Origin of the sequence: Paraperlucidibaca baekdonensis, from assembly GCF_003387535.1 — a bacterium.
Taxonomy (GTDB): domain Bacteria; phylum Pseudomonadota; class Gammaproteobacteria; order Pseudomonadales; family Moraxellaceae; genus Perlucidibaca; species Perlucidibaca baekdonensis.
In genome coordinates this window covers 431,104-448,389 of the sequence record NZ_QUNR01000001.1, presented here as the reverse complement: position 1 = coordinate 448,389, position 17,286 = coordinate 431,104, and the positions used below count along the sequence as shown (strand labels likewise).

Sequence of the window (17,286 nt, the reverse complement as noted above, 5' to 3'; positions counted from 1 at the left end):
CGCTTGCTCCATTAGAGGGTTTCGCCAAACAGCTCGCGGCCAATCAGCATGCGGCGAATTTCCGAGGTGCCGGCGCCGATTTCAAACAGCTTGGCATCGCGCCAGAAGCGGCCGCAGGGGTTTTCGTTCATATAGCCATTGCCGCCCAAACATTGAATGGCTTGGCCGGCCATCCAGGTGGCTTGCTCGGCGGTGTAGAGAATCACGCCGGCCGCATCTTTGCGCGTGGTCTCGCCACGGTCACAAGCTTTCGCGACGTTGTAGAGATAGGCTTTGCTGGTGCTGAGCGCCACATACATATCGGCGAGCTTGCCCTGCATGAGCTGAAACTCGCCAATGGCTTGCCCAAACTGCTTGCGCTCATGGATATACGGCAGCACCACATCGAGGCAAGCCTGCATGAGGCCGACTGGCCCGCCAGCGAGCACCACGCGCTCGAAATCGAGGCCGGACATCAGCACATTAACGCCGCGACCAACGCTGCCCAGCACGTTTTCAACCGGCACGCGGCAGTCTTGAAACACCAGCTCGCCGGTGTTGGAGCCGCGCATGCCGAGCTTGTCGAGCTTTTGCGCCGTGCTGAAGCCGGGCATATTTTTTTCAATGAGAAACGCCGTAATGCCGCGCGAGCCGGCGCTCACATCGGTCTTCGCGTAGACCACCAGCACATCGGCGTCGGGGCCGTTGGTGATCCACATTTTCGTGCCATTGAGTAAATAATGATCGCCGTGCAAATCGGCGCGCAGCTTCATGCTCACCACATCGGAGCCGGCATTCGGCTCCGACATCGCCAACGCGCCAATATGCTCACCGCTGATGAGCTTGGGCAGGTATTTTTGCTGCTGCTCAGGTGAGCCATTTTTGGCGATTTGGTTCACGCAGAGGTTGGAATGCGCGCCGTAAGACAGCCCTATCGAGGCCGAGGCGCGGCTGATTTCTTCGACCACCACGGTATGCGCCAAATAGCCCAAGCCAGCCCCGCCGAACGCCTCGGGCGCGGTGATGCCGAGTAGCCCCATATCGCCCATTTTGCGCCACAGCGGCATGGGGAAGTCATTGCTGCGATCGACCGCATCGGCGATCGGGCGGATTTCGGCATCGACAAATTGCTTAACGCTGTCGCGTAGCGCATCGACGGTCTCGCCGAGGTCGTGATTGAGTGAGGGATAATGCATGGCACACCTTTTTGATAGGCAAAATTAACCCACCGAGTGTGGCGAGCTTCGCCTTAGGCGGCAATGAGATATTCGGCAAGAAAATTGATATATTCGGACAGCCAAATGCATTAAACAGCGTATTTAACCAATTTAGCGCCGCCATGCCCTTAGAAATTAGGACACCATCGATGAGCACCACCCGCGTATGAATCCGCTGCACCAAAGCGTCTCCGGCCACGTCGTGCCGGCCATGCTGCATTGCGCCATTGCCGCGGGCATCAACCCCGCGCAATTATTAAACGAGGCCGGCATCCCCGCGCATTGGCTCGATGACGCCAGTGGCCGCCTGCTGCCAGTGCAATTCGCCAATCTCATGCGCGCCCTGTGGCGCAGCAGCAACGATGAATTTCTCGGCTTCACCGCCACGCCGAGTCGCGTCGGCACCTTCCCGCTGATGATGCACAGCGTATTGAGCGCCGCCACGCTTGGTGAAGCACTGCGCCACGGCGTGCATTTTTATAGGGTCTTGAGCGATGACATCACGCTGAGTCTGCGCGAGCACGACGGCATCGCCGAATTTGAATTGCGCCTGCGCGAGCCCGAGCGCGACGCCGGCCATGTGCTCACCGAGACGATTTTGCTGTGCTGGTATCGTCTTGCCTGCTGGCTCATCAATCGCCGCATCTTGCTGATTGACACGCACTTTAGTTATCCGGCACCGGCGCATGAAGCGGAATACCACCAGCTTTACCCTTGCCCGCACCATTTTGAGCAAGACCGCATCGCGCTGCATTTTGACGCGCGCATGTTGGCACTGCCGATTACCCGCAGCCGCGACGAGCTGAAAGTGCTGATTCGTGAGCTGCCGTTGGGATTTTTCATTAAGCCGGTGTTTCAGGGCAGCTTGAGTCATCGCGTACGCAGCCGCCTATTGCAAGGCGGCATGGCCAACCTACCGAGCCTCGACACCGTAGCCAATGAGCTGTTTATGACAGGCCGCACATTGCGCCGCCAGCTCTTGAGTGAGGGCACGCGTTACCAAGAAATTAAAGATGAGCTGCGCCGTGAGCACGCCATGGCGCTGCTACGCGAGCCGCAAACCAGCATCAATGCGCTCGCGCAAGCGGTCGGCTTTCGCGAGGCGGCGGTGTTTATTAAGGCCTTTAAGCAATGGACCGGCATGACGCCCGGCGACTACCGGGCACACTGGCAAACCCAGCGCCAGCTCGCGCGCGAAGGGAGCTGAGCGCCGTTCAGCAAAGCCCAATAGCAGCTAGCAGTGCTATTTCGTGCCCTCAACAAACTCAGCCATTGCCGCAATCGCCGCATTAGCCTCCGGCAATAGATCAGCGAGCATCTGAAAATCATGCCACATGCCATCCCAAATGGTCAGCGACAGCGGCCAGCCGCAAGCCTCAGCACGCTCGGCTAAGCGCTCAGAATCGCTAAGCAAAATCTCCTCCGTGCCCACTTGTACCAAGGTCGGCGGCAGACCGCTTAAATCGGCATACAGCGGCGAGGCGCCGGGATCATCGGCGGGCGTATTGGCCAAATACAGCGGCGTTTTCGCATAAATCCACGGCAGGCTGAGCATGGGGTCGGCCTCGGCATTACGCTGCAAAGACTCGCCTTGCAGCGCGAGATCCACCCACGGTGAGATCAACAGCATACGCGCTGGCAATGGCTCGCCGCGGTCACGCAGGCGTAGCGCCAACGCCAAGGCCATGCCACCGCCAGCAGAGTCACCAGCGAGCGTGATGTGCTCAGGTGCCACACCTTTTGCCAGCAGCGCCGTATAACTCCGATGCACATCATCGAGCCCGGCGGGATACGGATCTTCCGGCGCCAAACGATAGGTCGGCACATAGGTCGTGGCATTGAGTGCTAAACCGATGCGACTGGTGAGCGGGCGATGCGTGCGCGGCGAGCACACTACATAGCCGCCGCCATGGACAAAAAACAAGACCTGCTCGCTGGCCCCAGTGGCCGGCGTTATAAGCTCGCAAGGCCGGCCATCGAGCATGGTTTCGCCAACCTGTGCTGCGCGCGGCACCAGACCATTGCGCAATAACACCTCGGTGATGCGCCGCAGGCGAGGCACCGGCATAGTGCTGGCCCACAATGGCCGGATGGTGGCGCGAATAAACGCCGGCAAGGCGCGTTGTGCCACGCGACTTTGTAGGCGTTTTAGACCGGTAAATTCGGGAGAGATAATCGCTGTGCTCATGTTTTAGGGCTCGCTTGCCAGAGAGTGGAATCGTAGAAAGCAGCCAATATAGGCGATCTGGCACAAAATTTCGCCATTTGCGTTGAAGCGATCGCAGAGTTCTGGTATAAATCGCGCCCTCGCTTCGGCCGCCGTTTTGGGCGGCGAGCTGAATGAATTGCGGAGACAGATCATGTCAAAAGTTTGCCAAGTAACCGGCAAGCGTCCGATCGTTGGTAACAACGTATCGCACGCGAACAACAAAACGAAGCGTCGCTTCGAACCGAATTTGCACTACAAGCGTTTTTGGCTGGAAAGCGAAAAGCGTTTTGTGCGCCTGCGCGTGACCACTAAAGGCATGCGTACCATCGACAAACTGGGTGTTGACGTGATCGTTGCTGATCTGCGCGCTCAGGGCGTTAAAGTTTAAGCCGCAGGTAAAGGAGTCACATCATGCGCGATAAGATCCGTCTTGTGTCCACTGCTGGCACTGGCTATTTCTACACAACGACCAAGAACAAACGCACCATGCCGGAAAAAATGGAAATCAAGAAATTTGATCCAAAAATCCGTCAACACGTGATGTTCAAAGAAGCCAAGATCAAGTAATTGCTCATTGCTTCTCACAAAAAAGCCCGGTCAGATCCGGGCTTTTTTGTTTGTCGCGACCGAATAATTCATGCAATTTTTCACTGCAGTGCACTTGTCTAAGCTCTAAAGCAGCTTTGTTCATCCTATACTCAGTTTCTGTTTTTCAGTGATAGGTGCGCATGAATAACGCTTCCACGCTCGCTTGGCGCTGGCGCCAACACGCCCTGCAAGCCATTCCACGCGTCGACCCTATTTGCCTAGACGACTTGCTCGGCATCGACCGACAAAAAGCCGCTTTGCGCCAAAACACGGCGCAGTTTGTCGCCGGCCTGCCCGCCAATCACGCACTCATGACTGGCGCTCGTGGCACCGGCAAGTCCAGCCTCGTGAAAGCCCTCCTTAATGAATTCGCTAACGACGGCCTACGTCTCATCGAAGTGCCGCCGCACGACCTCATCGACCTACCCGAGATCGTCGCACCGCTTCGTGATAAGCCCGAGCGCTTCATTCTTTATGTCGATGATTTCTCGGTTGCCAACGCCGATCCCGCGCTCATCGCGTTGAAAACCGCACTCGATGGCGGCATTGAAGCACCGGCCGACAATGTGCTTATCTATGCCACCAGCAATCGCCGTTTTTTGATGCCCACCGTGCATGCCGACAATCGCGAATTTCAGTGGATAGACGACGAAGTGCATCCGGGCGAGTCGACTGAAGAGAAAATTTCACTGTCCGAGCGCTTCGGTCTGTGGCTGTCGTTCCTCGCATTCTCGCAAGATGACTATGAGCGCTTGGTTCGACATCATTTACATCAGCTCAACTATGCCGAATGGACCCCTGGCATTCGCGGTGAAGCCCTGCGCTGGGCACAAACCCGAGCCTCGCGCAGCGGACGCGTGGCACAGCAATTTGCCCGTCATTGGGTAGGTTCACAGCAACTCAAAATCGAAAAATAATAGGGAGTCTGCGGATGGCCACAGCCACCGATGCAACAATCAACGCCAAGAGCAGCGAGCGAGATCTGCTCAATGCCCTGCGGGAGGGCCAACAGTCGGCCTGGGGCGAAGCCATGCGCCGCTTCGGTGGCGCTATGGTGGCGGCGGCGCGCAGTATCGCGCCGCGCCATGCGGAAGATGCCGTGCAGGAAAGCTGGATCTCCGCCTACTCGGCCATCGCCAATTTCGAGGGCCGCTCCGGTCTAAAGACGTGGCTGGTGCGCATCGCCATGAACAAGTCCTACAATATTTTGCGTAGCCACAAGCGCGAAGTCTCGCTCGAGGGCTTGGAGGGCGAGCACGATCCATTGGCCAATGCCTTTGTGCCGGGCGGGCCATTCGGTGTGCGTTGGGGCGTGCAATTTCAGCGTTGGACCGACGATACGCCACAGGCATTGCTAGAGGCGCATGTGCTGCAGGACTGCCTTGAGCATCACATGGCCGACCTGCCTGATGGCCAGCGCCTGGCCTTAACCCTGAAAGATATCGAGGGTTTATCGCCAAAAGAAATCTGTAACACTCTGGATATTTCGCCGTCTAACTTTCGTGTGCTTCTGCACAGGGCGCGGATTCGCGTATTTTCCATGGTGTCGCATTATGAGGAGACCGGCGAATGCTAAATTGTCGCGACGTCGGCACCAATGCGACCGAATTTTTATCGGGCGCGCTGCCGCTTAAAACAAACTTACTGGTGGTCTGGCATGTATTGCGTTGCGGCAATTGCCGACTCGCGGTTATCCAAATCATCACCATGCTCATGGCCTTGCGCAAACGCAAAGCCAAGCCAGTGAGCGAGGCGCAAGTTCAGGCGTGGCTAAAGGCTATGGAAGAACATAAGCACCATCATCACCCGCATTAATTGCTGTGGCAGCGGCTAGGCCACAGAAAAATCTTTCGTATAGTGTATGTAACGTTGGCTCTCCTGCCGTTGTCTATGCTTTGACGATGGCTGCAATGCAGCTGCCAAGCGTCTTAACCTTCGAGGATTGACCGATGAAAAAGTTACAGACCCTAACCCCCATCGCAGCCATGTTAGCCCTTTCCATGACCGGCGTTGTGCACGCTGGCGATGCCCATAAAGCCGGTGCTGGTGAGGCCAAATGCGGCGCCAAAACCGAAGCTCACGAAGCAAAATGTGGCGAAGCCAAGTGCGGCGAAGCGAAATGTGGCGCCAAAAAAGCAGAAGAAGCTAAATGCGGCGCCATGAAAGCCGATGGCCATGAAGGCAAATGCGGCGAAGCCAAGTGCGGCGCTAAAAAGTAAGCTACTTGTTTAAACACGAGTATCTCGGATGAACGTCGCGCCTAGCGCGTCTCGTTTTCCGGTCAATGGCACCGGCCTGGGTTTGCGACGCAGCTTTATGGCTGAGTTTCTCACCGGGTCGGCGGCCATCACGCCGGTAAATACCCCCGATTTTTTCGAGATCGCGCCAGAAAACTGGATCGGTCTGGGTGGTCGTTATGCCCGCGACTTGCGGCAAATGACTGAGCGTTACCCCTTCGTCTGCCATGGCTTATCACTCTCCATAGGCGGCCCTGCGCCACTCGACGTGGACCTGCTCAAGCGCATCCGCGGCTTTCTCGACACGCATCACATTCGCGCCTACTCCGAGCACTTAAGCTACACCGGAGACCACGGCCACCTCTACGACTTACTACCGATTCCAATGACCCGCGAAGCGGTCAATTATGTCGCCGCGCGCGTACGCCAAGCGCAAGATATTTTGGGCCGGCGCTTGGTGCTGGAAAATGTCTCCACCTATGCCGCCCCCGGCTCGGAAATGCCCGAGCATGAGTTCGTCTGCGAAGTCTTAAAAGCCGCCGACTGCGATCTCCTGCTCGACGTCAATAATATCGTCGTCAATAGCATCAACCACGGCTTCGATGCCCGCCAATACCTGACCGCGCTGCCGGCCGAGCGCATCAGCTATGTGCATATCGCGGGGCATTTTCACGAGGCCGATGACCTGCGCATCGACACCCACGGTGACGCCGTCTGCGATGAGGTGTGGGCATTACTCGACGCGGCCTACCAGCACTTTGGCGTACTGCCCACGCTCTTAGAACGCGACTTTAATATCCCGCCGATGGCCGAGCTGCTTGATGAGATGCAACTGATTCGCCACGCGCAAACACGAGCGGCTAGCCGTGCCGCCTGAGTCCTTGCGGGCGAACCCTGAAAGCAGTACCGCTGCTGACTCAGCACTGCCTGAGTTTCAGCGCCAGCAGCTCGCCTTCACGGCGCATTTGCGCGACCCCAGCGCCGTGGCGGCGCCCACGGGCATCAAGCCTGAGCGCTTAGCGACCTATCGTGAGCTGCTGTTTAACAACGTCATCAACTTTGTCGACATCACTTTCCCGGTCGCGAAAGCGCAGCTGGGCGAGGCTTTATGGGGTCGCTTAACGCAGCGATTTTTCGCAGACTTTAGCTGCACTTCGCCATTTTTTTACGATATTTCGCTGCATTTTCGCGAATTTGTTGGCGCACTTGATTGGCCCGAACTGACGGCGCTGCCGTGGCTTGAATCTCTGCTGCATTACGAATGGATGGAGCTCGTGGCCGACATCGATGAGTCGCCTATGGCCGAGGCCTTTGATGCCAGCGCGGTGCTGGCAATGCTCAATGCCTCCGACCCGAAGCTCAGCCTCGCTGGCCCGGCCTGGGCGCTCGCCTATCAATGGCGCGTACACGAATGGCGCGAACACACCGACCTCAGCGCCGTCACCGCAGCACCGGTATGCCTCATGGCCATCCGCGCTGACGATGCCGCACTGTCGCTCAAGGTCCATGAAATCACCCCGCTCGCGGCATTTTTGCTCGAGCAGCTCAGCGAAGCCGAGGCGCCCGTGCGGCGCTCAGCATTGATTGCCGCCGTCTGCGCGGCCATGCCGCAGGCCGAAGCTGCTGAGATCCGTGAGATGACCACCGCTGTCCTACGCGATCTCATCGCGCATGGGTTACGCTTGCAGGCCCGCTAACTCCCGCACGATTGCCATGCCTGAATTACCCGAAGTTGAAACCACCCGCGCCGGCCTAGCTCCACACTGTGTTGGTCGCCGCGTCAGCGACGTCATCGTGCACAATGGCCGCCTGCGCTGGCCAGTGCCCGAGCACCTGGCTGATGTGCTCACTGGCCGGCTCGTGCAGCGCATCGAGCGACGCGGCAAATACCTCTTGCTGTACTGCCTCGATGAGGTCAGCGCGCATGTCGGTGTGCTCATGGTGCATTTGGGCATGTCTGGCAGCTTGCGCTTGGTAGACCCCGGCAGCGTGCGCAAAACCCATGACCATCTGGTGTTTAGCTTGAGCGATGCCGCCGATGACCTCGATGCCGAGCCGCGTTGGGAGCTGCGTTACCACGACCCACGGCGCTTTGGCTGCTGCTTATGGCTGGAATTGCCGGCCGAGCAGCATCCGTTGTTGGCATCACTCGGGCCAGAACCGCTGACTGATGCCTTCACCGACACGCATTTATTTCGCTTGAGTCGCGGCAAATCCATGCCCATCAAAAGCTTTCTGATGGACAGCCAGGTGGTGGTCGGCGTTGGCAATATTTACGCCAATGAAGCGCTGTTTGAGGTCGGCATACACCCGCTGCGAGAGGCCGGGCGCATCAGTGAGAAACGCTATGTGGCGCTCAGCGTGGCCGTGCGCGCGATTTTGGCGAATGCCATTGCACAAGGCGGCACCACGCTGCGCGACTTCGTCAATGGTCAGGGCGAGCCGGGCTATTTTCAGCAGCAGCTGAGTGTTTATGGCCGCGCCGGCGAACCCTGCCTGCGCTGCCAAAAGCCACTCACTGAAGTGCGATTAAGCGCGCGCAGCACGGTGTTTTGCACGCGCTGCCAGCGCTAAATGTAACAAGCGAGGCCGCCCCGCCCTCGGTACTTAAAACTGCCCGCTGTTTTGACCAGCCACCAAGCTCAGCACACGGCCATCGCTGAAAGTCAGCGTGGCGGGGCCATCGGAGACAATGTCATAGCGCAATGACTCGCCGCGACTGCAAATGCGATCGCTATCGATGCTTGCCGCCGAGACATTGCGCAGGCTACCGCTCAGCAGTGACTCAGGCGCCACGGTGTTGCGGCCCGTTTCCACGCGATTGGTGCTCACCCAAGGTGTCGGTGCTGGACCAAGATCCGTGCCTTCGACCAAGATCGGCTCGCTGCCACCGCAACCGGTGCCACGCAGGTCGATTTCCGCCTCCATGCCATCACGCGAACGCAGACCCGAGAGCCAGTAGGCGCGGTCATGCACGAGCTCGTATTCGGGATAATCAAAGCGCGGATCGAATTGATAAGTCACTTGTAGCGGATTTTTCTCCAGCACCCAGTCGGCGCTGGCCTGACTTTCTTTCTGCCAGTCATCGAGTAGCAAAAAGGTCAGATGCTCAGACACCGGATGCAGGTAAAAACGATAGGGAATGCCCTCGTTCATCATGGTTTTCGCCAACGCAATAGCTTGGTTGACCTGCACTAACTCATCGAGCGCGCTGTAGAGGTTGGCGCTCGGCACGTGGCGCAAATTACCCAGATAGTTGATGACGTTTTCATAGCCTTTGGCACCACTCAGGGCATCGCCAACAATCGGCATGAGCAGCGGCGACACCACATCTTGCAGCAAGGTATCGAGCAGCGCGTCGAGCTCTGGCGTGATGCTCGGGATATTGGTCAATGCTCCCGTGGCACCCACCCAATTCACCACACCACTGAAGCGATCGGGATACATCGCTGCCATGTGCATGGCGCCAAAGCCACCCATGGAATAGCCCGATGACACCACGCGATCGGCGTCGACCTCGTAATGCGCCTCCACGTCGGCCAAGGCATCGAGGACATCGCGCTCGGCCAGGCCTGAGTAGAAGCCATAAGGCCCGCGACCTAATGGCGAGACCAAAATACGTTGGCGCGCATCGCCGAAGCGCAGCTGCATATTGCGTTGATTGATTTGGCTGGCATGATTAGCCTCGCAGCCGTGCATGACCAACTGCGCACCGCGCAGGGTTTCGCCGTCAGCCAAAGGCGGCACATAGATACCGTACGGTTGGTATTTGCCTAAATACGCAAATGACTGTGAGCAAAAGCCGCTGGTGTTGTCGCTGCGGTTGGGCTCACCGGCAAAATTGATGCCCTCGCCCACCGTGTAAGCGCTGGTGTAGACGCGCTGATGGAAGCCCTCAGGCAATGGCGCAGCGCGCGTGATGCGATTGCGTAAATCGGCTGTGTTGACCAGTTCGCCAAAGGCAGAAATATCGCCACTGGCCAGCGCAGCGGCCTGTTTGTCTTCCCAAAAATTACCGGAGCCCGGTAATAACTGATCGACACTGCCATTGGCTTTGGCCTGCTCATCAATGCCGCGAAAGGCCACATTCATGACCGTGCCATTGGCTTGCGCCACCGCCGCTTGCAGACGCCACGTGCTACCCGCGGGCATCGGCATGCTCGTGGTCAGCACATTAGTTTCTGGGTTGGCGGTATCGAGCACAATGAGCGTGTCCCAACCGGCGCTACGCACGCTCAGTGGCGACCAAGCACCACCGCCGGTGCTGGCATCGTTATCGGTATCGATGGCCACCGCGACCAATGCATCATTGGCGGCAAAGACGGTGTTGAGTTCGGCCTCAATGCGCAGCTGACCATTGTCTTCGCGCAAGCTTAGTCGCACCAAGTCGGCGGTGTTGCGCTTATCGGCTGGGTAAGTCACATCGCCAGCGGTGGGCGACAGCAGGCCCGGCGTGGTGGCGAATGGATTGCCGCGAATACCGGCACGCGTGGTGACATTGAGCACGGAGGGGCTGAGCGCAATCAGGCCGGCATCGGCACCGTAGTCATCGTAAATATAGTCGCGATAGACCAGCTCGCCGCGGCAATACTCCACTGTACCGGCTGTCCATGAGCTGCGATTACAGGGATTTTCAGCGCGCGAGACTGGCGTGACTTCGGGCTGCAGGGCATTGGGCGTGTTTGATGAGCCCGAGCCACCGCAGGCACTGAGCACAAAGACTAAGCTAAGACTTAAGCGTTTCATGTCTATCTATCCGTGTTTTTATTGTATGGTTCGCAGAACTGATGCACGCATCGAGCGCTGCTAATCTGACAGGGCGCACTGTAGCACTATCTAGCATTGATGAAATACTGAACAAGGAATGACTATGACCACACGCGTCATCTACCCCGGCACTTTCGACCCCATCACCAATGGCCATAAAGACCTGATCGAGCGCGCCTCGCGTTTATTTGGCGAAGTGATTGTCTCAGTGGCTGCCAGCGAAAAGAAAAAGCCGCTATTTTCGCTCGATGAGCGCGTGCAAATGGCCCAAGAAGTCATCGCGCATCTACCCAATGTGCGCGTCGTCGGCTTTAACAAGCTGCTGTCGTTTTTTGTCACCGAGATGAATGCCAATGTGGTGCTGCGCGGCCTGCGCGCGGTCTCCGACTTTGAATATGAATTTCAGCTCGCCAATATGAACCGCCAGCTCAATAGCGAGTTCGAGACGGTGTTTTTAACCCCGTCAGAGCATCTGTCGTTTATCTCATCGAGCTTGGTCCGTGAGATCGCCATTCTCGGCGGCGATGTGCAGCAGTTTGTCTCGCCCAATGTGCTCGCCGGCTTTGCTGAGAAGCTCGGCCACGGCCCACGCGAAGGCTAATATATGGCGCTTTTGATCACCGACGAATGCATTAACTGCGATGTCTGTGAGCCGGCCTGCCCGAATCTAGCGATTTCCATGGGCCCGGAAATCTATGAAATAAACCCCGCGCTGTGTACCGAATGCGTGGGGCATTTTGACGTGCCGCAATGCGTAGAGCTGTGTCCGGTGGCGTGTATTCCGGTAGACCCGGCGCATGTGGAAAGCCGCGAGCAGCTGCAAGCCAAATACGCGCGCATCACCAAGGCCTAGCGCGCCAAATTCACGTCTGCCACATAGCAAAACGGAGCCCGAAGGCTCCGTTTACTGCAGCGTTAGGGCCGATAAAACTTATTGGCCGAGGAAAAGCTTTTTAATCAAGGTGTGCGTGGCTTTATTAAATGGCGGCAAAATGTATCGCACCGAATAAATCGACGCGCGCTCCAGCACCGCCTTCATATTTGAATAAGTTTGGAAGCCCTCATAGGCATGGTAGCGACCCATGCCCGACGGCCCTACGCCGCCAAAAGGCAAGTCATCGACGCCGACATGCGTGACCACATCGTTGATGCCGGTGGCGCCCGAATGCGTATGCGTCACCACATAGTCGGCACGAGCGCTGTCATTATCGAAGTAATACAGCGCCAACGGTCGCGCGCGCGCATTAACAAACTCCAGCGCCTGCGACAGCGACTCGACTTCCAAAATCGGCAAAATCGGCCCGAAGATTTCGTTTTGCATGATCAGCATCTCGGGCTTGGCACCGATGACAATCGTGGGCGGAATCTTGCGGGTATTTTCAAAGCGCTCATTGGCGGGATTAATTTCAATAACGCGGGCACCCTGTTCGCGCGCATCAGCCAAATAGCTTTGGATGCGCGTGTACTGCTTGTCATTAACAATGCTGGTGTAGTCGGCGTTGGTGACCAGCGTTGGATACATTTTGCTGACTTGCGCGGTGAAGGCGATGACAAATTCATCGGTCTTGCCACGAGGCAGCAGCAGATAATCGGGCGCCACGCAGGTCTGACCGGCGTTCCAGCATTTGCCGAACGCAATGCGCTCAGCGGCGTCGCGCATAGGGTAAGACTCGTGCACGATGGTCGGCGATTTGCCGCCTAGCTCAAGCACCACCGGCGTTAAGTTCACCGCGGCATTTTGCATGATGGTGCGACCGACATTGGTCGAGCCGGTGAAGGTGATTTGGTCAAATGGCATGTGGCTGAAGGCTTCGGAGACTTCGCCGCGACCGGTAATCACCGCCACGCTATCTTCGGCAAAAGCCTCTGCCAGCATGCGGCGCAGCGTCTCGCCTAAGCGCGGCGTGAAGCTCGATGACTTGATCATCACGCGGTTGCCGGCACTGAGCGCGCCAACCAAGGGACCAAGCGCCAAGAAAATTGGGTAGTTCCACGGCACCACCACGCCCACCAGACCGAGCGGCTGCGGATGCACACGGGCTTTCGCCGGCATCGCTAAAATGCCGCTATGACGCTTCTGCGGCTTCATCCAACCTTTGACATTTTTCAGCGCATATTTCACGGCTTCGAGCGAGGTCAGCACTTCGGCAATTTTGGTTTCATGCGTGGAGCGATGGCCAAAATCTTGGCTCACCGCATCGGCTAAATCATCTTGGTATTTGACAATGACATCGCGCAGACGTTTCAAGCCGGCGATACGCTCCTCGGCTGAAGGCATTGGGCGGAGACCATAAGATGCCCGCTGCGCGTTAAAAATACGCTGCATATCAGCGACTTGTGGATTCTGCTCGGCTAACGCCGCATTGTGAGCAACCATGACAACCTCATCAAAAAGTAGATGCGCCTAAAATGATCAGACGACTTGTGCGAATTTTTTAGAGCATTTACTCTAAGTTGTCAATGACGCGACTGAGCATCCCATGAATTCTGCTGTGCCCCTAAAGACCCGCGAACGCATTTTGGCCACCAGCTTGCAGCTGTTTAATGGCCAAGGTGAGCGCCAAGTCACCACCAATCATTTGGCCGCGGCGATGGGCATGAGCCCAGGCAATCTGTACTACCACTTCAAAAATAAAGACGCGATTATCCATGCGTTATTTACGCGTTATGCCGAGCGCATGGCGGCCACGCTGACCTTCCCCGATGATCATCCGCTCACGCAAGCCGACAAAGCCAACTTGTTTGAGCGTGTGCTGACGGTGCTGTGGGAGTTTCGCTTCCTGCATCGCGACATGACGCATTTGCTTGAAACCGCTGAGCTGAGCGCGCCCTATCGCGCATTTTCGCTGCGTGTACTGGAGCAACTCCGCGAGCTGTATCGCGCGCAAATAGCCGCCGGCATGATCGAGGCTGACGCTGAAACCATCGACACCTTGGCCATCACGATTTGGATTACCGCCACCAACTGGGTCAACTTCCTACACACCACGGGCTTATTTTTGGATGAGCCGCGCGCCAGCGGCGACATCACTGAAGACATGTTGCGGCGCGGTATTTTGCATGTGATTTGCTTAGAGGCACCGTATTTGCGCGGCGAGGCCAAAGCCGGTCTGGCCGCGCTCAAGGCGCATTACGCTAAGTCGACGTCTTAGCCAGCGAGGACTGATATGCCGGCGGCAAGCGCTTCACCATTTCGGCGTGGCGCACGCTGTCTGGCACCTGGGCATCCAAAAAGGCGGGAATGCGTTGTTCGAGAAAATACACCGGATCGCGCCACTGCTCGCCAGCACTGACGAAACCAACATGCCCGCCTTGCGGTGACACATCTAAATAAATCGATGACGACAAGGTGCTCGCTTCCGGGAAGCAGAGTGGCGTTAAAAATGGGTCATCGGCAGCCTGAATAATCAGTGTGGGGCAATGAATGCGGTCCAGATGCTGCAAGGGACTGCATCGCGCATAATAATCATCGGCACTGTGGAAGCCGTGCAGCGGCGCAATCACCGCATCATCAAAGGCGCGAAATGAATTGAATGGCCCGAGCGCGAGCAGATGTTCAACGCGTTCGGCATCAGCATCGCGACCCAAGACCCGCAATTTCACGACTTTACGTCGCCACGCGCGCATCAGGTTATCGAGCAGGTGCTTGCGATAAATTTGCGACAAGCCTTGATCTAAACGCTCTGCACATGACGCCAAATCGAGCGGCACCGATACGGCCGTGGCGGCAAATAAGTGCGCCGGCAACGGCATGGTGGCCAAGTAATTCAGCGTCATGGCGCCGCCCAACGAATAGCCCACCAAGCTCAATGGCACCGTTTCGTAGCGCTCGGCCACCAAGCGCATGACTGCCGCTAAATCATCGTGGGCGCCCGCATGGTAAGCGCGCGGCAGATCATTGGCCTCGCCAGTGGCCCCGCGACAATTCATCGCAACACTGGCCCAACCACGCTGCGCTAGCGCCTTCTGCAAACCCATCACGTAGTGTGATCCGCTACAGCCACTTAAACCGTGCACAATGACCGTGAGCGGCATACCGGAATCTTTCCAGTCTTTCGGCAAATGCCAGTCGAGGTACAGCCAATCGCCATCGCTCAAGGCGACTTTCTCGCGCACGCAGGCGGGCGCCTCAAGCTTACGAAACAAGGTCGGATACAGCGTTTGTAGATGGGCGTTGTGTAACCACCAAGCCGGCTTAAATGGACTACGGCTTAACCCGGGAATAAATGCCGATGCTTCAGCTTGCGTCGTCACCTGCGCTCTCCACCCGAAATAACAAGGCCCAGACCATGCCTGCGCGCGTGTGCCGATGCAAGCCCAAAGACGCCGGCAGCGTCAGCTCCTCGGGCGCCAGCTCGGTCTCCACATAGACCCAGGTATCCGCTTGCAGCCAGCCTTTTTCCTGCAACGCCGCCAGGGCTTTATCAATATGGCCGTGATGAAATGGCGGATCGAGGATGATCAAGCCATAGCCGCCGTCGGGCAATGGCGCTGAAGTCAGCCAACGCAAACTGTCATCACGCACAATGGTAGCGTGCTCCGCACTCAGCGCCTGCACACTGGCCTGTAACGCCTTAGCCTGACTGGCATCGGACTCAATCAGCGTGGCACTGGCCGCGCCGCGCGAGAGCGCCTCAAAAGCCATGGCGCCACTGCCGGCATACATATCTAAAACGTGTCGATGCGGGATATGAAACTGCAGCCAATTAAACACCGTCTCGCGCACCCGATCGGGCGTCGGTCGCAGGCCCGGCGCATCGACAAAGTGCAGCTGCCGGCTACGCCAACGCCCACCAATAATGCGCAAGGTGCGCGTACCGCCGCGTTTTGCTGTCATTTCGACAAACGCCAACGGTTACCTTTCTCGGCGGCCTCGGGGCTAGCCGCCAAACGCCCCACGGTGACCACCAGCAGACGCTCTGGCTGAATATGACGGCTCATGGCGGCGCGCACGTGGGCCAAGTCGACCGCCGCTAGCTGACCAATATAGTCATCAATGAAGCGATCCGGCAGCTCATAAAAGCCAATCATTGCCAAGAAGCTTGCCACTTGCGCATTGCTCGCCACGCTGCGCGGAAAGGCTTGCGATAAGTTCGCTTTCGCCGCACTGACATCAGCCTCGCTGGGACCTTGGCGGACAAAATCTGAGAGCAATTGGCGCGTTAGGCTCAATGCTTCTGCGGCTTGGTCATGGCGTGTGGAAAAGCTGATTTGAAATGGCCCAGCGGCGCGCATCGGAATAAAACGACTGGTGACGCTATAGGTCAGGCCGCGCTTTTCGCGGAGCTCGCGCGTTAGCAGTGTGCCGAAACCGCTGCCGCCAAGCAGCTCATTGCCGACCATCAGGGCAAAATAATCGGTATCGCCACGGCTGATGCCGACAGCGCCCATGACCACCGAGACTTGCTCAGAAGGAAATACCTGATGCACGCGTTCGGGCTTGGCGAGTGGCTTTACGGCTGGCAACGCAGGCGCTTTTTCGCCCACCGGCAAGGCCTGTGAGACACGCTCAGCTAAGGCCTCGGCATCGGCGCGGCTGATGTCGCCGACCAGCACCAACACGCCATTTTGGGCGGTGTAATAGCGCTGATGAAAGGCCTGCAGATCGGCGGGCGTCATGGCGTTAATGCTATCGATATCGCCACCGGGCATGCGCGCATACGGGTGCGCGCCATACAGCAATTGATAAAAGCTTTGGCCGGCGCGGCCCGCCGGTGATTGCAAGCGCTGGCGCAGGCTCAGGCGCATAGACTCCTGCATGCGCTGCCAGTCCTTGTCAGCAAAACGCGGTGCGCTAATGACCTCGCTCAGTAGCGCGGTGGCGGCATCACGGCGAGCTGCATCGCTCATCACGCGGACACTGACCAAGGCCATATCGCGATAACTGGCGGCGGAAAACTGCGCACCAACTTCCTCAAAGCCCTCGGCCACTTGCTGCGCACTGCGCGTTGTCGTGCCCTCCTCAAGCAAACTCGACACCGCGGCAGCCACGCCCGCATGCTCACCCTCACGCGCGGCGCCGGCATCAAAAACCACACGCACATCGAGCAATGGCAGTTGCGTATTACGCGACCACAGCACGCGCAGGCCTTCCGCCGTAGTCCAGCGCTTTAGGGCAACATGCACGGCAGGCGTTTGGTCGCGCTCGGCCAATAACGCCGGCGCACTCTGCAAGCGTGTCAGTGCTGTCAACGGACCAGGGCTCACACCGCCATGCTCCGGGCCAGCCCAGACCGGAAGCGCTAGCGCCGTGCTCAGGCCAACACCCATCAACAGACGTTGCATAAAC

General features: G+C 57.8%; 20 protein-coding genes. 13 read left to right on the top strand and 7 right to left on the bottom strand.

Annotated elements, in window-relative coordinates; genetic code table 11:
- Positions 1–11: 11 nt before the first annotated feature.
- Entirely contained in the window at positions 12–1,175 is a 1,164-nt protein-coding gene (locus tag DFR26_RS02165; protein ID WP_116207288.1) for an isovaleryl-CoA dehydrogenase, read from the bottom strand.
- A 187-nt stretch (positions 1,176–1,362) separates the two neighbouring features.
- Between DFR26_RS02165 and DFR26_RS02160 the strand changes: the two genes are divergently transcribed.
- The gene (locus DFR26_RS02160) at positions 1,363–2,403 is read left to right on the top strand and encodes an AraC family transcriptional regulator (RefSeq protein ID WP_116207287.1); all 1,041 of its coding nucleotides are present in this window, start codon (positions 1,363–1,365) and stop codon (positions 2,401–2,403) included.
- Positions 2,404–2,439: 36 nt separating this feature from the next.
- Here DFR26_RS02160 and DFR26_RS02155 read toward each other — a convergent pair whose 3' ends face one another.
- A complete protein-coding gene (locus DFR26_RS02155) occupies positions 2,440–3,384 on the bottom strand; it encodes an alpha/beta hydrolase (RefSeq protein ID WP_116207286.1) in 945 nt (314 codons plus the stop codon).
- 172 nt (positions 3,385–3,556) lie between these two features.
- On the opposite strand from DFR26_RS02155, the gene rpmB reads away from it, so the two are divergent.
- From rpmB to mutM, 9 genes are all read left to right on the top strand, one after another.
- A complete protein-coding gene (rpmB, locus tag DFR26_RS02150; protein ID WP_116207285.1) occupies positions 3,557–3,793 on the top strand; it encodes a 50S ribosomal protein L28 in 237 nt (78 codons plus the stop codon).
- A 23-nt stretch (positions 3,794–3,816) separates the two neighbouring features.
- The gene (gene rpmG / locus DFR26_RS02145) at positions 3,817–3,972 is read left to right on the top strand and encodes a 50S ribosomal protein L33 (RefSeq protein ID WP_116207284.1); all 156 of its coding nucleotides are present in this window, start codon (positions 3,817–3,819) and stop codon (positions 3,970–3,972) included.
- Positions 3,973–4,133: 161 nt separating this feature from the next.
- Complete coding sequence (locus DFR26_RS02140) at positions 4,134–4,910, top strand: ATP-binding protein (RefSeq protein WP_116207283.1); 777 nt, start codon at positions 4,134–4,136, stop codon at positions 4,908–4,910.
- Positions 4,911–4,924: 14 nt separating this feature from the next.
- Positions 4,925–5,569 carry an RNA polymerase sigma factor gene (locus DFR26_RS02135; protein WP_116207282.1) on the top strand — a complete coding sequence of 215 codons (645 nt, stop codon included), beginning with the start codon at positions 4,925–4,927 and terminating at the stop codon, positions 5,567–5,569.
- Positions 5,563–5,808: a hypothetical protein gene (locus DFR26_RS02130; protein ID WP_116207281.1), complete on the top strand. Its 246-nt coding sequence runs from the start codon at positions 5,563–5,565 to the stop codon at positions 5,806–5,808. Before DFR26_RS02135 ends, DFR26_RS02130 begins: the two co-directional genes overlap by 7 nt.
- Positions 5,809–5,942: 134 nt before the next feature.
- Positions 5,943–6,212, top strand: a complete 270-nt coding sequence (locus DFR26_RS02125; RefSeq protein WP_116207280.1) for an HvfA family oxazolone/thioamide-modified RiPP metallophore — start codon at positions 5,943–5,945, stop codon at positions 6,210–6,212.
- Positions 6,213–6,240: 28 nt separating this feature from the next.
- Positions 6,241–7,107, top strand: a complete 867-nt coding sequence (locus DFR26_RS02120) for an HvfB family MNIO-type RiPP peptide maturase (RefSeq protein WP_116207279.1) — start codon at positions 6,241–6,243, stop codon at positions 7,105–7,107.
- Positions 7,097–7,927, top strand: a complete 831-nt coding sequence (locus DFR26_RS02115) for an HvfC family RiPP maturation protein (protein WP_116207278.1) — start codon at positions 7,097–7,099, stop codon at positions 7,925–7,927. Before DFR26_RS02120 ends, DFR26_RS02115 begins: the two co-directional genes overlap by 11 nt.
- 16 nt (positions 7,928–7,943) lie before the next feature.
- Positions 7,944–8,804 carry a bifunctional DNA-formamidopyrimidine glycosylase/DNA-(apurinic or apyrimidinic site) lyase gene (gene mutM, locus DFR26_RS02110; RefSeq protein WP_116207277.1) on the top strand — a complete coding sequence of 287 codons (861 nt, stop codon included), beginning with the start codon at positions 7,944–7,946 and terminating at the stop codon, positions 8,802–8,804.
- Between the two features lie 33 nt (positions 8,805–8,837).
- On the opposite strand, the gene DFR26_RS02105 is transcribed toward mutM, so the two are convergent.
- Positions 8,838–10,976, bottom strand: a complete 2,139-nt coding sequence (locus DFR26_RS02105; RefSeq protein ID WP_116207276.1) for a prolyl oligopeptidase family serine peptidase — start codon at positions 10,974–10,976, stop codon at positions 8,838–8,840.
- Positions 10,977–11,100: 124 nt separating this feature from the next.
- On the opposite strand from DFR26_RS02105, the gene coaD reads away from it, so the two are divergent.
- Together coaD and DFR26_RS02095 are read left to right on the top strand one after the other, a co-directional pair.
- On the top strand, positions 11,101–11,598 hold the full coding sequence (gene coaD, locus DFR26_RS02100) for a pantetheine-phosphate adenylyltransferase (RefSeq protein WP_116207275.1): 498 nt from the start codon (positions 11,101–11,103) through the stop codon (positions 11,596–11,598).
- Positions 11,599–11,601: 3 nt separating this feature from the next.
- A complete protein-coding gene (locus DFR26_RS02095; RefSeq protein ID WP_116207274.1) occupies positions 11,602–11,850 on the top strand; it encodes a YfhL family 4Fe-4S dicluster ferredoxin in 249 nt (82 codons plus the stop codon).
- 78 nt (positions 11,851–11,928) lie between these two features.
- Here DFR26_RS02095 and DFR26_RS02090 read toward each other — a convergent pair whose 3' ends face one another.
- Entirely contained in the window at positions 11,929–13,374 is a 1,446-nt protein-coding gene (locus DFR26_RS02090) for a coniferyl aldehyde dehydrogenase (RefSeq protein ID WP_220375682.1), read from the bottom strand.
- 103 nt (positions 13,375–13,477) lie between these two features.
- Here DFR26_RS02090 and DFR26_RS02085 point away from each other — a divergent pair, with 103 nt between their 5' ends.
- Positions 13,478–14,149: a TetR/AcrR family transcriptional regulator gene (locus DFR26_RS02085; protein ID WP_116207273.1), complete on the top strand. Its 672-nt coding sequence runs from the start codon at positions 13,478–13,480 to the stop codon at positions 14,147–14,149.
- On the opposite strand, the gene DFR26_RS02080 is transcribed toward DFR26_RS02085, so the two are convergent.
- The 3 genes from DFR26_RS02080 to DFR26_RS02070 are packed head-to-tail and all read right to left on the bottom strand — an operon-like array spanning position 14,133 to position 17,282.
- Positions 14,133–15,251, bottom strand: a complete 1,119-nt coding sequence (locus DFR26_RS02080) for a hydrolase (RefSeq protein ID WP_245952988.1) — start codon at positions 15,249–15,251, stop codon at positions 14,133–14,135. The genes DFR26_RS02085 and DFR26_RS02080 overlap by 17 nt on opposite strands.
- The gene (rsmD, locus tag DFR26_RS02075; protein WP_116207272.1) at positions 15,235–15,834 is read right to left on the bottom strand and encodes a 16S rRNA (guanine(966)-N(2))-methyltransferase RsmD; all 600 of its coding nucleotides are present in this window, start codon (positions 15,832–15,834) and stop codon (positions 15,235–15,237) included. Before rsmD ends, DFR26_RS02080 begins: the two co-directional genes overlap by 17 nt.
- On the bottom strand, positions 15,831–17,282 hold the full coding sequence (locus DFR26_RS02070) for a M16 family metallopeptidase (protein WP_181898953.1): 1,452 nt from the start codon (positions 17,280–17,282) through the stop codon (positions 15,831–15,833). The genes rsmD and DFR26_RS02070 overlap by 4 nt, the downstream gene beginning before the upstream one ends.
- Between the last annotated feature and the right edge of the window lie 4 nt (positions 17,283–17,286).

Excerpts from the sequence above, each read along its gene's own strand:
- DFR26_RS02165 (WP_116207288.1), bottom strand. The coding sequence starts at position 1,175 with ATGCATTATCCCTCACTCAATCACGACCTCGGCGAGACCGTCGATGCG.
- DFR26_RS02160 (WP_116207287.1), top strand. The coding sequence starts at position 1,363 with ATGAATCCGCTGCACCAAAGCGTCTCCGGCCACGTCGTGCCGGCCATG.
- DFR26_RS02155 (WP_116207286.1), bottom strand. The coding sequence starts at position 3,384 with ATGAGCACAGCGATTATCTCTCCCGAATTTACCGGTCTAAAACGCCTA.
- rpmB (WP_116207285.1), top strand. The coding sequence starts at position 3,557 with ATGTCAAAAGTTTGCCAAGTAACCGGCAAGCGTCCGATCGTTGGTAAC.
- rpmG (WP_116207284.1), top strand. The coding sequence starts at position 3,817 with ATGCGCGATAAGATCCGTCTTGTGTCCACTGCTGGCACTGGCTATTTC.
- DFR26_RS02140 (WP_116207283.1), top strand. The coding sequence starts at position 4,134 with ATGAATAACGCTTCCACGCTCGCTTGGCGCTGGCGCCAACACGCCCTG.
- DFR26_RS02135 (WP_116207282.1), top strand. The coding sequence starts at position 4,925 with ATGGCCACAGCCACCGATGCAACAATCAACGCCAAGAGCAGCGAGCGA.
- DFR26_RS02130 (WP_116207281.1), top strand. The coding sequence starts at position 5,563 with ATGCTAAATTGTCGCGACGTCGGCACCAATGCGACCGAATTTTTATCG.
- DFR26_RS02125 (WP_116207280.1), top strand. The coding sequence starts at position 5,943 with ATGAAAAAGTTACAGACCCTAACCCCCATCGCAGCCATGTTAGCCCTT.
- DFR26_RS02120 (WP_116207279.1), top strand. The coding sequence starts at position 6,241 with ATGAACGTCGCGCCTAGCGCGTCTCGTTTTCCGGTCAATGGCACCGGC.
- mutM (WP_116207277.1), top strand. The coding sequence starts at position 7,944 with ATGCCTGAATTACCCGAAGTTGAAACCACCCGCGCCGGCCTAGCTCCA.
- DFR26_RS02105 (WP_116207276.1), bottom strand. The coding sequence starts at position 10,976 with ATGAAACGCTTAAGTCTTAGCTTAGTCTTTGTGCTCAGTGCCTGCGGT.
- coaD (WP_116207275.1), top strand. The coding sequence starts at position 11,101 with ATGACCACACGCGTCATCTACCCCGGCACTTTCGACCCCATCACCAAT.
- DFR26_RS02095 (WP_116207274.1), top strand. The coding sequence starts at position 11,602 with ATGGCGCTTTTGATCACCGACGAATGCATTAACTGCGATGTCTGTGAG.
- DFR26_RS02090 (WP_220375682.1), bottom strand. The coding sequence starts at position 13,374 with ATGGTTGCTCACAATGCGGCGTTAGCCGAGCAGAATCCACAAGTCGCT.
- DFR26_RS02085 (WP_116207273.1), top strand. The coding sequence starts at position 13,478 with ATGAATTCTGCTGTGCCCCTAAAGACCCGCGAACGCATTTTGGCCACC.
- rsmD (WP_116207272.1), bottom strand. The coding sequence starts at position 15,834 with ATGACAGCAAAACGCGGCGGTACGCGCACCTTGCGCATTATTGGTGGG.
- DFR26_RS02070 (WP_181898953.1), bottom strand. The coding sequence starts at position 17,282 with ATGCAACGTCTGTTGATGGGTGTTGGCCTGAGCACGGCGCTAGCGCTT.